Annotated in this window: 14 protein-coding genes; 6 read left to right on the top strand and 8 right to left on the bottom strand. The window is 66.6% G+C overall.

Annotated features, from left to right (window positions below):
- The 3 genes from ftsZ to IV113_RS25725 all read left to right on the top strand — a co-directional run.
- A partial coding sequence (gene ftsZ, locus IV113_RS25735) for a cell division protein FtsZ (RefSeq protein ID WP_291091223.1) occupies positions 1-1,105 on the top strand: 1,105 nt, incomplete at its 5' end.
- 295 nt (positions 1,106-1,400) lie between these two features.
- Complete coding sequence (gene lpxC / locus IV113_RS25730) at positions 1,401-2,324, top strand: UDP-3-O-acyl-N-acetylglucosamine deacetylase (protein WP_291091221.1); 924 nt, start codon at positions 1,401-1,403, stop codon at positions 2,322-2,324.
- A gap of 10 nt (positions 2,325-2,334) precedes the next feature.
- A complete protein-coding gene (locus IV113_RS25725; protein WP_172823058.1) occupies positions 2,335-2,511 on the top strand; it encodes a hypothetical protein in 177 nt (58 codons plus the stop codon).
- A gap of 18 nt (positions 2,512-2,529) precedes the next feature.
- On the opposite strand, the gene IV113_RS25720 is transcribed toward IV113_RS25725, so the two are convergent.
- Genes IV113_RS25720 through IV113_RS25685 form a run of 8 tightly spaced genes read right to left on the bottom strand, consistent with a single transcriptional unit; the run spans position 2,530 to position 10,602 of the window.
- Positions 2,530-4,080: a cache domain-containing protein gene (locus IV113_RS25720; RefSeq protein ID WP_291091218.1), complete on the bottom strand. Its 1,551-nt coding sequence runs from the start codon at positions 4,078-4,080 to the stop codon at positions 2,530-2,532.
- A gap of 14 nt (positions 4,081-4,094) precedes the next feature.
- Positions 4,095-4,643, bottom strand: coding sequence for a crossover junction endodeoxyribonuclease RuvC (gene ruvC, locus IV113_RS25715; RefSeq protein WP_291091216.1), 549 nt, complete (start codon positions 4,641-4,643; stop codon positions 4,095-4,097).
- Positions 4,640-5,629 carry a phosphatidate cytidylyltransferase gene (locus IV113_RS25710; RefSeq protein WP_291091214.1) on the bottom strand — a complete coding sequence of 330 codons (990 nt, stop codon included), beginning with the start codon at positions 5,627-5,629 and terminating at the stop codon, positions 4,640-4,642. The genes ruvC and IV113_RS25710 overlap by 4 nt, the downstream gene beginning before the upstream one ends.
- Entirely contained in the window at positions 5,629-6,246 is a 618-nt protein-coding gene (locus IV113_RS25705; protein WP_291091212.1) for a lysophospholipid acyltransferase family protein, read from the bottom strand. The genes IV113_RS25710 and IV113_RS25705 overlap by 1 nt, the downstream gene beginning before the upstream one ends.
- Positions 6,243-6,989 (bottom strand): monofunctional biosynthetic peptidoglycan transglycosylase, encoded by a 747-nt coding sequence (gene mtgA, locus IV113_RS25700; RefSeq protein ID WP_291091210.1) that lies wholly within the window; start codon positions 6,987-6,989, stop codon positions 6,243-6,245. Before mtgA ends, IV113_RS25705 begins: the two co-directional genes overlap by 4 nt.
- Entirely contained in the window at positions 6,990-7,856 is an 867-nt protein-coding gene (locus IV113_RS25695) for a TonB family protein (protein WP_291091208.1), read from the bottom strand. It abuts the gene before it with no gap.
- 28 nt (positions 7,857-7,884) lie between these two features.
- Positions 7,885-9,969: an RNB domain-containing ribonuclease gene (locus IV113_RS25690; RefSeq protein WP_291091206.1), complete on the bottom strand. Its 2,085-nt coding sequence runs from the start codon at positions 9,967-9,969 to the stop codon at positions 7,885-7,887.
- A gap of 24 nt (positions 9,970-9,993) precedes the next feature.
- Positions 9,994-10,602 (bottom strand): YqiA/YcfP family alpha/beta fold hydrolase, encoded by a 609-nt coding sequence (locus tag IV113_RS25685; protein ID WP_291091227.1) that lies wholly within the window; start codon positions 10,600-10,602, stop codon positions 9,994-9,996.
- Between the two features lie 22 nt (positions 10,603-10,624).
- On the opposite strand from IV113_RS25685, the gene rodA reads away from it, so the two are divergent.
- The 3 genes from rodA to tldD are packed head-to-tail and all read left to right on the top strand — an operon-like array spanning position 10,625 to position 14,162.
- The gene (rodA, locus tag IV113_RS25680) at positions 10,625-11,779 is read left to right on the top strand and encodes a rod shape-determining protein RodA (RefSeq protein ID WP_291091204.1); all 1,155 of its coding nucleotides are present in this window, start codon (positions 10,625-10,627) and stop codon (positions 11,777-11,779) included.
- Positions 11,776-12,663: an NAD(P)-dependent oxidoreductase gene (locus IV113_RS25675; RefSeq protein WP_291091203.1), complete on the top strand. Its 888-nt coding sequence runs from the start codon at positions 11,776-11,778 to the stop codon at positions 12,661-12,663. The genes rodA and IV113_RS25675 overlap by 4 nt, the downstream gene beginning before the upstream one ends.
- Positions 12,664-12,701: 38 nt before the next feature.
- The gene (gene tldD / locus IV113_RS25670) at positions 12,702-14,162 is read left to right on the top strand and encodes a metalloprotease TldD (RefSeq protein ID WP_291091201.1); all 1,461 of its coding nucleotides are present in this window, start codon (positions 12,702-12,704) and stop codon (positions 14,160-14,162) included.

The raw sequence follows: 14,162 nt of genomic DNA, 5'->3' as shown, positions 1-14,162 counted from the left end.
GCGCAGCGTGCAGGGCGTGGAGTTCATCTGCGCCAACACCGATGCGCAGTCGCTCTCGCGCAGCGCCGCGCACAAGACCATCCAGCTCGGCACCACGGGTCTTGGCGCCGGCAGCAAGCCCGACAAGGGCCGCGACGCCGCCGAAGTGGCCGTGGACTCGATCCGCGAAGCCATCGCTGGCGCGCACATGCTCTTCATCACCGCCGGCATGGGCGGCGGCACCGGCACGGGTGCAGCTCCCGTGATCGCCCGCGTGGCCAAGGAAATGGGCATCCTGACCGTTGGCGTGGTCACCAAGCCTTTCGATTGGGAAGGCGGCCGCCGCATGACCAACGCCGACCACGGTCTGGCCGAACTTGAGGCCAATGTGGACTCGCTGATCGTGGTGCTCAACGAGAAGCTGCTCGAGGTGCTGGGCGACGACGTGACGCAGGACGAGGCCTTTGCCCACGCCAACGACGTGCTGAAAAACGCCGTGGGCGGCATCGCCGAGATCATCAACGAGTACGGCAACGTGAACGTCGACTTTGAAGACGTGCGCACCGTGATGGGTGAACCCGGCAAGGCCATGATGGGCACGGCCGTGGCCGCCGGCCCGGACCGCGCGCGCATCGCCGCGGAGCAGGCTGTGGCCTGCCCGCTGCTCGAAGGCATCGACCTCTCGGGTGCCAAGGGTGTGCTGGTGCTGGTCACCGCGGCCAAGGGTTCGCTCAAGCTGTCCGAATCGAAGCTGGCGATGAACACCATCCGTGCCTACGCGTCGTCGGAAGCGCACGTGATCTACGGCGCGGCCTACGACGACAGCCTGGGCGACGAAATGCGCGTGACTGTGGTGGCCACCGGCCTGTCGCGTCAGGGCGTGCGCCGCACGGCGCCTCCGCTGCAGGTGCTGCGCACCGGTACCGACAACGTGCCTTTCAACGTGCCGACCGTGAACTCCGCCGTGGGTGGCCCGGGCGCGTCCCAGCCTGACTACAACTCCATGGCGGTGCCCAGCGTGTGGCGCACCAACCGCACCCAGGCCGCGGCCAAGGTGGACGCGTTGGCTTCGGGTGGCATGGACGATTTCGAGATCCCTGCCTTCTTGCGCAAACAGGCGGATTGATCGGGATCGGGGTGCGGGGGCATTTCGCGCCTGGACCTCGCTGGCTCACGGACGCGGTGTGCGCTGCTCCGCGGCTGTCCCCCGGACCGGCTGCGCCGGTCCTCCTCCTTGATGCCGCTGCGCAGCACACACCGCGCCCGCGAGCCTGAAGTGCCCCGGGGGACATTCGCGGAGCCGTGCCCCTTGGTCGTCGATGACCGGTCCAGCCGGAGAAGACAAGAAGAACGCCTTCCCCTATGGCGGCCATCACGATTCCCAACAGCGCCAAAACGCCGCAAAACCTAAAATCCACACCATGCTCTCGCAACGCACCCTCAAATCCCTGACCAAGGCGGTCGGCGTCGGCCTGCACAGCGGTCAGCGTGTGGAGCTCACTCTGCGCCCCGCCGCGCCCGACACCGGCATCGTGTTCCGGCGCGTGGACCTGCCCGAACCGGTGGAGATCGCGGTCAACGCCACAGCCGTGAGCGACACCCGGCTGGCCTCGACCATTTCCAACGGCAACGTCAAGGTGCACACCATCGAGCACCTCATGAGCGCCTGCGCCGGCCTGGGGCTGGACAACCTCTACGTGGACATCACCGCCGAAGAAGTGCCCATCCTCGACGGCTCCTCGGCCTCGTTCGTTTACCTGCTGCAGAGCGCCGGCATCGTGATGCAGAAAGCGCCCAAGCGCTTCATCCGCGTGACCAAACCGGTGGAAGTGCGCGAAGGCGAGGGCAAGAACGTGAAGTGGGCCCGACTCGACCCGTACCACGGCTACAAGCTCGCCTTCGAGATCGAATTCGACCACCCGGCCGTCAACTCCACCGGACAGCGCGTGGAGTTCGACTTCGGCAGCGGCCAGTACGCCCGTGAGATCGCGCGCGCCCGCACCTTCGGGTTCACGAAAGACGTGGAGTCCATGCGCTCGCACGGCCTGGCGCTCGGCGGCGGGCTGGACAACGCCATCGTGATGGACGACGTGAAGGTGCTCAACGCCGACGGGCTGCGTTACCAGGACGAGTTCGTCAAACACAAGATCCTCGACGCCATGGGCGATCTCTACATCGTGGGCAAACCCCTGCTGGCCGCCTACAGCGCGTTTCGCAGCGGCCACGCCATGAACAACCAGCTGCTGCGCGCCCTGCTGGCGCGCACCGACGCCTGGGAAGTCGTGAGCTTCGAGCAGGATCGCGAGGCGCCACAGGGCTTTGCACAGCTGGCGCCGGCCTGGTAAGCGCGCAAGCATGCTGCTGTTTCGCTGGACCGTCCTGCTGCTGTTGATCGCCGCGGGCGTGTGCTTTGCGTTCTACGTGGGCACCGGCCAGGCCCGTTTTCGCACCTGGGGCGTGATCATCCTCAAATGGACGGTGATCGCCGCGCTGGGCTTCTTTGCGGTGCTGGTGCTCGAACGGCTCTTGTGAGCCTGCCTCGTCGCAGCGTCAGGACTGCTCGCGCAAGTCCCTGATGAAAGCGCTGAAGAGCTTGAGTCGGTCGGTGTCGATCAGCCCGATCTTCATCTCCACCGGCAATTCGTGGCCATTGCGGTCCACCAGAATGCGGCTCATGCGCTGCCCCACAAAGGGTGCCTCGCCTGTTTGGTGGAAGTGCGCCAGGGCCTCGATGAACGCCACCTGATAGCGCACCGGCACCACCAGGTGCGCCAGCGATTCCCCCAGCGCTTCCTCGCGGCTCCATCCAAAGAGCTTCTCGGCCTGGGTGTTCCAGTCGGTGACGCAACCCTCGAAGTCCATGCCGATGAACGGCTCTGGTGCCCTGTCGATCATGGCGCGGGTGCGGGCTTCGTTGTCGTCCATGCGCTCGAAGCTGTCCTGCAGTTCGGCGGTGCGCTCATGCACACGCCGCTCCAGCGACACATTGAGGTGGCGCAGTTCTTCTTCGTTGTGTTGAAGGGTCTTCACCATGGCGTTGAAGGCGCTGCCGAGGATGGCCACCTCTTCGTAGGCGTTGGACGCCGGCGCTTTCACCGCATACCCGGCTTCCAGGCCACGCGCCACGTCGGCCAGACCCAGCAGCGGGCGCGTGATCCAGCGCGCCAGGCCCCAGCCCAGCAACGAGAACAGCAGTGCCGCCACCAGACCGCCCAGCAGCATGCGCCGGTGCATCTGGTTCACCGGTGCGTAGGCTTCATCCAGGTCCTGCCGCACCAGCACGCGCCACCCCAGTCCGGGGTAGTCCTCGAATCCCCGGTCGCTGCTGAAACCCACCAGGTAGTCCTCGCCATCGGGCCAGATCTCCCGCACGAAACCCTGCTTGCCCTGCAGTGAGGCATCGACACTGCGCAGCTTGAGCACCGTGCCTTCCACCTCGGGCGGCCCGAGCAACACGGCACCGGTGCTGGAGATGATCAAGGGGTCGATGGTGCGGCTGCGACCCACCGGCACGAAGATCGCCTGCTCGATCTCGCGCGCCCACTTCCAGGACAGGTGCACACCCAGCACGCCGGTGATCTGGCCGTTGTCGTCCTTGAGCGGGAAAGCGATGTCGACGAAGCGCATGGGCTCACCGTCCGGGCTGCCCATGAGCTGGGCCAGCAGCAGGGCTTCGTGCACGTCGCCCATAGCCTGGCCCTTGAGCGCGTTCTGAAACCACGGTCGCTGCGACACATTGGCGCCTTCGAGCATGTTGCGGGTGGCGGCCAGCACGGTGCCGGCGGGATCGGTCACGCCGATCCAGGCGTAGGTGGGATAGCTCTGCTGCAGGGCATCGATCTCGCTGCGCACCTGGGCCAGATCCAGCGGGCCGCTCAGCCGGTTGGCGATCAGGCGGACCTCGCGATAACGCTCGAACATCGCCTGGTCCAGCCGGCTGGTGGTCTGGTTGGCCAGCTCGGCGAGGTTGGTGCCGATGCTGCGACGTACCTGGACGCTGGCGGTGCGGTCGCTGAACACGGTGAGCATGACCGTGAGCAGCAAAGACAGCAGGGTGAAGGCGAGTGCGAGCCATGCACTCAGGCTGACTTGGCGTTGCATGAGGTTGACCACGCTCAGTAGATCCTGCCGGCTTTGTAAGACGCGCTGGAACGCGCCTGCAACGCAGACACCTTGTTGATCGCCTGAAGCGTGCGGCTCACCTGCGCGTGCGTGATGGCCAGGCCCAGCGCATCGGCCGCGTCCTTGCCTGGCAAGCCGGGCAGCTTCAGCAGGCGCTTGACCATCTCCTGCACCTGCGGCTTGGCCGCCTTGCCGTAGCCCACCACCGCCTTCTTGAGCTGCAGCGCGGTGTACTCGGCCACCGGCAGGTGGTTGGCCACCAGCGCGGTCAGGCAGGCGCCGCGCGCCTGACCCAGCAGCAACGTGGCCTGCGGGTTGACGTTGACGAACACGATCTCGCAGGCCGAGACCTCGGGCTGGTAACGCGCCACCACCTCGGTGATGCCGTCGAACAGGATCTTGAGCCGCGCCGGCAGCAGTGCGCCGTCTTTCGGGCTGGTCTGGATGGTGCCGCTGGCCACGTAGTGCAGGTGCGGGCCATCGGTGTCGATCACGCCGAAGCCGGTGCACTGCAGGCCGGGGTCGATGCCCAGGATTCTCATAAGTCGAACGTCCAGCGCACCGAATGGAAAAACACCGGCGCGGCAAAACACAAGGCGTCCACGCGGTCCAGCAGGCCGCTGGCGCCGGTGGTGGAGCGGCCCGCGAAGCCCCAGTGGGTCACGCCACGGTCGCGCTTGATGGCCTTCATGACCAGATGACCGAGCGATCCGGCCACGCAGGCCACCAGCGCCATCGCCAGTGCCGGCAGCGGTTTGAAGGGTGTGAGGCCGGCCAGCAGGGCGCCGAGCAGGCCGCCGGCGGCCAGCCCCATGGCCCAGCTGCGCCAGTGGAAACTGTCGCTGATGGCCGGGGCCACCGGTTTGCCCAGCTTGCGTGCAGCCAGGTGCTGCACGAGCATGCAGGTCTGCACCACGAGCACCAGGAAGAAGACGAGAAACGCAGTCTTGCCCGCGAAGCCAGGGAAATTCAGCAGTAGCAGCGCCGGCACATGGCTCATGCCATAGACGCAGACCATGATGCCCCACTGCAGCTTGGCGTTGCGCTCCAGGAAGCGCTGCGGGTCGTTGCCCAGCGCGCTCACCACGGGAATGGCGAGGAACACATAGACCGGGATGAACACGGTGAAGAGATTGAAGCGCTCGGTCCAGACCAGTGCGTATTGCAGCGGCAGCACGATGAAGAACGCCAACACCAGACTGCGGTGGTCGCCGCGCCGCGTGGGCGAGAGGCTGATGAACTCGCGCAGGATGAAGAACGAGACGAAGCCGAACAGCACGATGGCCACGCCCTCACCCATGGCCCAGCCGATCCAGAACACCAGCGCCATCATCCACGAGCTGCGCAGCAGCACCTGGTTGTCGCGCAAGCGCAGTTCGCGCTCGCCGCTCTCGTCTTCGCCCGCGCGGCGCTCGCGCACCGAGAGCAGCACGCTCACGCCGCTGGTGATGAACAGCAGGCCGAACAGCAGCACGAACAACAGGCTGACCTGTTGCTCGGCGGTGAGGCTGCGCAGGAAGGAACCCATCAGACCTCCCTGAGTGCCACGACGGCTTCTCGAGCGCGCTGGAGGAATTCGGCCCGTGGCTCGTCAGCACCCAGCGCCACCGGTTCACCAAACGTGACCGAGCACAGCACCGGCACCGGCACCACCTCGCCCTTGGGCATGACGCGCTGCACGTTGTGGATCCAGGCCGGCACCAGCACCACGCCGGGGAAGCGCTGGGCCAGGTTGTACAGGCCCGACTTGAACGGCTGCGGGTCTTCCTCGTGCCCGCGCGTGCCTTCGGGAAACAGGATCAGCGAGTCGCCGCTTTCCAGCGCGTTGATCAGCGGCTGCAGCGGGTCTTCGTCGCCCTTGCGCTCGCGCTCCACGTACACCGCATTGAACACGTCGGTGGTAATCCAGCGCTTGAAGTTCGATGCGGTCCAGTAGTCCTTGGCGGCGATCGGGCGCGTGATGCTGCGCAGTTCGTGCGGCAGCGCGGCCCAGATCAGCATCAGATCGGCGTGGCTCTGGTGGTTCGCGAAGTAGATGCGCTGCTCGGCCTTGGGCGGGCAACCATGCCAGCGCGCCTGCGCGCCGGTGAGCAGGCGCACCAGGCCCAGCAGGAACACGCTCATGGCGGTGGCGCGCAGGTTCATGGCAGTTGAACATCGCCCATGCGGGCGACGATGGTGCCGGTGCGCCTGGCGAGGTAGGCCGAGCCCTGGCGCGTTTCGAAGAACTTGGGCGAGGGCAGCATCACCGCCAGCCGTGCGGCCTCCGAGGTGCTGAGCTTGCTGGCCGGCTTCTTGAAGTAACGCTGTGCGGCGGCCTCGGCGCCAAACACGCCTTCGCCCCATTCCACGCTGTTGAGGTAGATCTCCAGGATGCGCTCCTTGCTCAGCAGCGCCTCCAGCGCCACCGCCAGAACGAGTTCCTGGCCCTTGCGCAAAAACTGGCGCTCGCCCGAGAGCAGCAGGTTCTTGGCCAGTTGTTGCGTGATGGTGGAGCCGCCGACCACCTTGGGTTCGCGCACCGGCTTGTTGGGTTGCGCGGCCGCGCGCTTTTCGGCCTGCTGCAGGCGCTTCTCGTTCTTCTGCCACGCGGTCTCGATCGCTTCCCAATCCACCCCGCCGTGTTCCAGAAAACCGGCGTCTTCCGAAGCGATCACGGCGCGCTTGAGGTTTGAGCTGATCTGATCGCCACCCACCCACTGGTGCGACCAGCGCCAAGTCTTTTCGGTGGTCATGCTCTCCTGGCCGACGCGCCAGGCTTCCGAGCGCATGAAGGCGGTGCTGGTCGGGTCGATCACCACCATGGCCGCGATGCGCAGCGCAAAGAACACCTGCAGCGCCACACCGGCCAGGACCATCCACAACACCCAACGCCCGAGTGACCTCATCTATTGGCCTGAGAGCTGGGTTTGCAGCGTCTCGTCGCGCGTGAAGCGAAAGCGCGAGACCACCACGATCTGGTCGGCCTGGCGACGCATGGGGTCGTTGAACTTGCCGAAGGCCAGGCTGCGCACGATGGCCTGGGCGCGGCGGTCGAGCAGGTTGTTGCCCGAGGTCTGCACGATCTCGGTGTCGAGCACCGCGCCATTGTGGTTGACCGTGATGATCATGGTGAGTTCGCCGTAGAGTTTGCGGCCGGCGGCTTCGGGGAAATTGGTGGTGCCGCGGTCTTCAATCTTGCGGCGCAGTTCGTCGTAGTAGATGGCATAGACCGCCTCGCGCGTGGCCGGGCTGATGTAGCGCTTCTTGGGCCGGGCACTCTCTTCGTTGATGCGCCGCTCGATCTCGGCCAGGATCTTCACCAGTGCCTTGCGCTTCTCCTCGCGCTCCACCACCTCGCGGCTGGGGTTGACCGACTCGGTGTCGGGCGGCGGCATCTTCGCCAGCTCCCGTCGCACCTGGGCGAGCAACTGGTTCTGCTGTTCGCGCAGCGCCTCGATCCGGCGCTCGTCTTCTTCGGGCGTGTCGCCCACGCGAGCCACCGCTGTGGGCGGCAGGGGTGAGGTGGAGCGCCCGCGCACCGCGTCGCCACCACCGGCCAGCGAGGCCTGTGCGATCGCCGTGGCTTTCTCGGGCCGTTCGTTGCTGCGTGCGTTGACCAGGATCACCTCAAGTGGTGTGTCCTGGAACACCCGGTTGAAACCCTCGGGGTTCACGAACCGGACCGTGAGCACCGCCGCATGCACCGCGATCGACAACCCCAGCGCGAGCTGCAGTGTGGTCAGGGTTTTCAGGAACGCGAGGGTGGGTTTCACGCGGCGATTATCGGTGTGCCCCGGGCGCTCAGGCCGAATGACCCGCCGGGTCGGTGGCCCCCGGCGGCTGGGCGGCGGGTTCGGTGCCGTCACCCTCGTTCACATCGATGGCCAGGGCCAGCGGCGCGGAGAGTTCCTCGTCCTCGCCGTCCTCACCCGCAGTGTCGTCCGCAGCCTCATCGACCGGCAGGTCCAGGCGCTCGATCACGGTGCCGTGCACGTCGAGCGTGATGTCGTCGATCTCACCGAGCCTGATGCGCACGTGCGCGCCGCGCGGCAGACCGTCGGCACCCATCACCGGCAGCACCAGGGGCAGCGCATCGGCGCGCACGAGGTTGTCTTTCACCAGGGTGGCGGTGAGTTCGGTGGTGCCGCTTTGCTGCAGATGCTTGAGCGTCCAGTAGCGTTCCATGCCGTTCTGGAATCCGTTGTAGGCGGTGTAGGCGGCATCAAACGCGCTGATGATGGAGAACAGGTTGGCGTCTTTGGGCTTGAAGGGTGCAGCGAGGGCTGCGGTCTTGCCGTGGCGTGCGCAGGCAATGATCTGCCACTGGTTCACCATGTCCACATAGCGGCGCAGGGGCGAGGTGCTCCAAGCGTAGCTTTTCACGCCGATGCCGGCGTGCGGCTGGGCCTTGGTGCCCATGCGCACCTTCACGCCCGGCGCCATGCTGGCCTGGCTGCGGTAGATGCCGGGCACGCCGCAGTCGTTGAGCCAGTTGCCCCAGGTGCTGTTGGCCAGGATCATGGCCTCGGCCACCATCAGATCCAGCGGGGCACCACGCTGGCGTGTGCCGATCACCACCACCTCGTCGCCCACCGGTTCGTCGCCGGTCTTGCCTTCGAGGCGGAAGGTGTAGTCGGGCCGGTTGAAGTTTTCCGGCTTGCCGCGCACCACCTCGCGCTGGGCCTTGAGGTGCCGGGCGAGTGTGAAGATGAAGGCCAGCGTGGGTTGCAGCGCGGCGATCTCGGGCGCGGCGTTGTCGGCCGGGGCCTCACCCGTGAGCCAGGCTTCGGTGATCACGGTGTCGAGCTGGTCGTGGCGCAGGTTCAGCGCGATCGGCACGCGCTCCAGCGCCGTGCGGGTGTCGGTGATGGCCAGCGTGGCCTCATTGAAGGTCACGTACAGCGAGACGGCGGGGCAGTCACGCCCGGCCATCAACGTGTAGGCCTGCACCACCTCGTCCGGCAGCATGGTGATCTTGTGGCCCGGCATGTAGACGGTGGACAAGCGGTGGCGCGCCACCTGGTCGATGGCGCTCTCGGGTGCGATGGCCAGGCCAGGTGCTGCGATGTGGATGCCCAGCGTGACGGTGCCGCTGCCCAATCCCTGAAGTGAAAGCGCATCGTCGATCTCGGTGGTGTGCGAGTCGTCGATGGAGAAGGCCTGCACGGTGGCCAAAGGGAGCTCGTCGGTGATCACCGGCGCCTGCAACGCCGGGAACCCGGTGCCTTTGGGGAACTGGTCGAACAGGAAGCGCTGCCAGTGGAACTGGTAGGCGCTGCTGATGGCGCCGGCGTTTTGCAGCAGGGTGAGCGGCGCGGTGTGGCTGCTGCGCGCGGCCTCGACCACGGCCTTGTACTCGGGCGCGTTCTTGTCGGGCTTGAAAAGAATTTTGTAAAGCTGCTGGCGCACCGGCTCGGGGCAGGTGCCGCTGGCGAGTTCGGCCGCCCAGGCCTCGATCTGCACCTGCAGCTGCTTCTTTTTCTCGATGCCGGCCAGCGCTTGGGCCAGGATGTCGGCCGGCGCCTTCTTGTAGCGGCCTTTGCCGGCGCGTCGGAAATAGTGCGGCGCGCCCTGCAGGCACAGGAGCGCGGCCACCTGCTCGGCCGTGCTGGCGCTGCTGTTGAAATACTCGCGCGCCAGATCGGCGAAACCGAACTCGTCTTCGGGCGCGAATTCGTAGGCCAGGGCGAGGTCCATGTCGTTGGACAGCTCGGTGGCGGCGCTCATCAATGGGCCGGGGGCGGGTTTTTCGAACCGCAGCAGCGCGTTGACCGCCTTGACCTTGACGCGCTTGCCGGATTCGAGCTCGACTTGCAGGGAACTTTCAGCCTCGGACAGGAGGCGGCCGGTCAACAACTTGCCGGCTTCATCAAACAGAATGTGCATGGGCGGGATTGTCCCATGGGGCCGCTACAGGCCTAAGAATGCAAAGACATCATTGATGTGGTCATCGAAGTCGCTGATCGCGTGGTCGCTGCCCGGCAAGAGCCGGATGGTGCCGCCGGCACAGAAAGCCTGCATTTCCCGCCAGTCCAAGACTTCATCACCTTTGGACACGATCGCGAACAGTCGCTCTGGCGTGGTGGTTTGCCTTTCCGACAGCCGCTCGATGTCGGTCTGCTGTGCCTTGAGTTCGTCCACGAAGCCGGGCTGGAAAAGGAAACGTTCCTCCGGGTCGTGCCACGCCGTCTGCTCGCCGATGTAAGCCGAAAGATCGCGTGCCGGGAACGGGGCGGGGTTGAGCAGCACGGCCGGGCAGCCGGTTTGCAGCGAGAACCAGCGCGCGTAGAAGCCGCCCAGCGAGGAGCCCACCACCGCCATGGTCTCGCGGGGCCAGTTCGCCGTGCCCTGCATCACCAGGGCCATTGCCTCGGCAGGCGATGGCGGCAGTTGCGGGCACCACCAGGTCACGTCCGGGTGCTCGGCCTGCACCCGGGCGGCCACCTTGCGCGCCTTCATCGATTGCGGCGACGAACGAAAGCCATGGAGATAGAGCAGGTGGGTGGTGGCAGAGTGCATCGCCGAAGGATAATCCGGGGCCATGTCCGCCGCGTTCGACAAACCCTCCCTGCTGCAGCGCATTGCCCCGATCTTTCTGGGCTTTGATCTGCCGCTGCTGTTGGCCATCCTGATCATGGCGGGTGCCGGGCTGCTGACCATGTACTCGGTCGGCTTCGACCACGGCACGCGGTTCGAGTCCCATGGCCGCAACATGCTGATCGCCGCCGGCGTGCTGTTTCTCGTTTCCCAGATCCCGCCGCACCGGCTCATGACCCTGGCGCTGCCCGCCTATGCGCTGGGCGTGATGCTGCTGCTGGGCGTGGAGTTCTTCGGCATAGCGCGCAAGGGCTCTCAACGCTGGCTCGATGTGGGCATGGTGATCCAGCCCAGTGAACTCATGAAGATCGCCATGCCCCTGATGCTGGCCTGGTGGTTCCACCGCCGAGAAGGCCAGCTCAAACCGCTGGACTTCGCCGCCGCAGGGCTCTTGCTGCTCGTGCCGGTGGCGCTGGTGCTCAAGCAGCCCGACCTCGGCACGTCGGTGCTCGTGCTCTCATCCGGCCTGTTCGTGATCTTTTTCGCCGGCCTGAGCTGGAAACTCATCCTGCCCCCGGTGCTCGTGGGCGCCGTGGGCATCGCGCTGCTGATCGCCTTCGAGTCGCAGCTGTGTGCGCCCGACGTGGACTGGCAGGTGCTGCGCGAGTACCAGCGCCAGCGTGTGTGCACGCTGCTCGATCCCTCCAAGGATCCGTTGGGCAAGGGTTTTCACATCATCCAGGGCATGATCGCCATCGGCGCCGGTGGGGTGTGGGGCAAGGGCTTCATGCAGGGCACGCAAACGCATCTGGAGTTCATCCCCGAGCGCACCACCGACTTCATCTACGCCGCGTTCTCCGAAGAGTTCGGCCTGGTCGGCACGCTGGCGCTCATGGCTGGCTTCATCTTCCTGATCGTGCGTGGCTTGGTCATCGCCATGGAGGCCCCCACGCTGTTCTCTCGCCTGCTCGCGGGGGCGCTCACGCTCAACATCTTCGTGTACGCCTTCGTCAACATGGGCATGGTCAGCGGCATCCTGCCGGTGGTGGGCGTGCCGCTGCCGTTCGTGAGTTACGGCGGCACCGCCATGGTCACCATGGGCGTGGGCCTGGGCATGTTGATGTCGATCGCCAAGTCCCGGCGCTTCATGCAGTCATGACGGTCGCGTTCGTCGGCGCGGGCAACATGGGCGGTGCCCTGGTGGAGCGCCTGTGTGAGGCGCATATGCCCGTGACGGTGTGCGACACCGATCCGCTGCGCCAGCAGCAGGCCCTGGCCGCCGGTGCCAGCCTGGCCGACACACCACTCTCGGCGGTGGCACAACTCGGGCCAGAGGACGCGCTGGTGATCGTGGTGGTGGACGCCGACCAGTGCCGCGAGGTGCTGTGGGGCGAGCAGGGTGCGGCCAGCGGCTTGCAAGCCGGGCAGGCCGTGGTGCTGTGCCCCACCATCGCGCCCGAAGACACGGTGGCCATCGCCGAGCGGCTGGCGGAGCAGGGCATTGCCTGCATCGATGCGCCCATGTCGGGCGGCCCCCAGCGTGCGCGAGACGGCCGCATGAGCCTGATGGTCGCCGCGCCACCGGCGGTGCTGGAACGCCACGCTGACTTGCTGGCCGCGTTGTCGTTGAATGTGATGCGCATCAGCGAACGCGTGGGCGACGGCGCGCGCACCAAGCTGGTCAACAACCTGCTGGCTGGCATCAACCTGGTGGGCGCCGCCGAGGTGCTGGCGCTGGCCGAGCGCATGGGGCTGGACCTCACCACCACGCTGGACGTGATCGAGCGCTCCAGCGGCCAGAGCTGGATCGGCTCGGACCGCATGCGCCGCGCGATCGACGGCGATCTGGCGCCGCGTGCCCACGTGACCCTCCTGGAGAAGGACACGCGGCTGGCGGTGGCGGCTGCGCGCAGCGTTGGCTTTGAAGGCCCCCTGGGCGCGCGGGCGGCCCGGGTGTTCGAGCAAGCCCATGAAGGGGGCATGGCCGGGCTGGACGACGCCGCCTTGCTCTCGTTCTTGCGCCAGAACTCCCCAAGACCCTGACGCCAGCGCGCGGGGCGGGTCGTTCTTACAATGGCCCCATGATTTCACGCGAACCCACCCTGGCCCGTCTGGCCACCGCCCAAAGCCTGCTCCTCGAACCGTTTGGCCTCACGCCCGCGCATTTGCAGCGCGCGCTCGGCGAAATCATGTCGCACGGCGTGGACGATGCCGACCTGTATTTCCAGACCACCCGCAGCGAAGGCTGGAGCCTGGAAGAGGGCATCGTCAAGACCGGCAGCTTCAGCATCGACCAGGGCGTGGGCGTGCGCGCGGTGAGTGGTGAGAAGACCGCGTTTGCCTATTCCGACGACCTCTCCTGGGACTCATTGTTGGACGCCGCGCACACGGTGCGCAGCATCTCCGGCCAGGGCCAGTCGAAGAAGGTCAAGACGCCGGCCTCCAAGGTGGCGAAATCGCGTTCGCTCTACGGCGGCGTGGACCCGATCAGCACGCTCGACAGCACGGCCAAGGTGGCGCTGCTGGAAAAAGTGGAAAAGATGGCCAAGGCCAAGGACCCGCGCGTGGTGCAGGTGATGGCCGGTCTGGCCGCCGAGCACGATGTGGTGCTGGTGGCGCGCGCCGACGGCACGCTGGCCGCCGACGTGCGACCGCTGATCCGCCTGTCGGTTACCGTGATCGCCGAGCAGGCCGGCCGGCGTGAGGTGGGCTCGTCGGGCGGTGGTGGCCGTTTTGGCCTGGCCTATTTCGACGACGCGATGGTGCAGTCCTATGTGGATGAAGCCGTGTCCTATGCGCTGACCAATCTCGACGCGCGGCCCGCACCGGCCGGCGAGATGGTGGTGGTGCTGGGCTCGGGCTGGCCGGGCATCCTGTTGCACGAAGCCGTGGGCCACGGGCTTGAAGGCGACTTCAACCGCAAGGGCAGCAGCGCCTTCGCCGGGCGCATCGGCCAGCGTGTGGCGGCCAAGGGTGTGACCGTGCTCGACGACGGCACCATCGCCGACCGCCGCGGCTCGCTCAACGTGGACGACGAAGGCCACACCTCGCAGAAGAACGTGCTGATCGAAGACGGCATCCTGCGCGGCTACATCCAGGACTCGATGAACGCGCGCCTGATGGGCGTGAAGCCCACCGGCAACGGCCGGCGCGAGAGCTACGCCCACGTGCCCATGCCGCGCATGACGAACACCTACATGCTCGGCGGCGACAAGGCGCCCGAGGAAATCGTGGCCAGCATCAAGAAGGGCCTGTACGCCACCAACTTCGGCGGCGGCCAGGTCGACATCACCTCGGGCAAGTTCGTGTTTTCCGCGAGCCAGGCCTACTGGGTGGAAAACGGCCAGATCCAGTACCCGGTGAAGGGCGCCACGCTGGTGGGCAACGGCCCCGATTCACTCACCCGCGTGAGCATGATCGGCAACGACATGAAGCTTGACAGCGGCGTGGGCACCTGTGGCAAAGAAGGCCAGAGCGTGCCGGTGGGCGTGGGTCAGCCCACGCTGCGCATCGACGGTTTGACCGTCGGCGGCACCGCCTGA

The sequence above is a fragment of the Hydrogenophaga sp. genome, assembly GCF_018780385.1.
In the GTDB taxonomy this organism is placed as follows: Bacteria; Pseudomonadota; Gammaproteobacteria; order Burkholderiales; family Burkholderiaceae_C; genus Hydrogenophaga.
The sequence above is the reverse complement of the archived record's forward strand: the minus strand, read 5'-3'. Positions and strand labels throughout refer to the sequence as shown.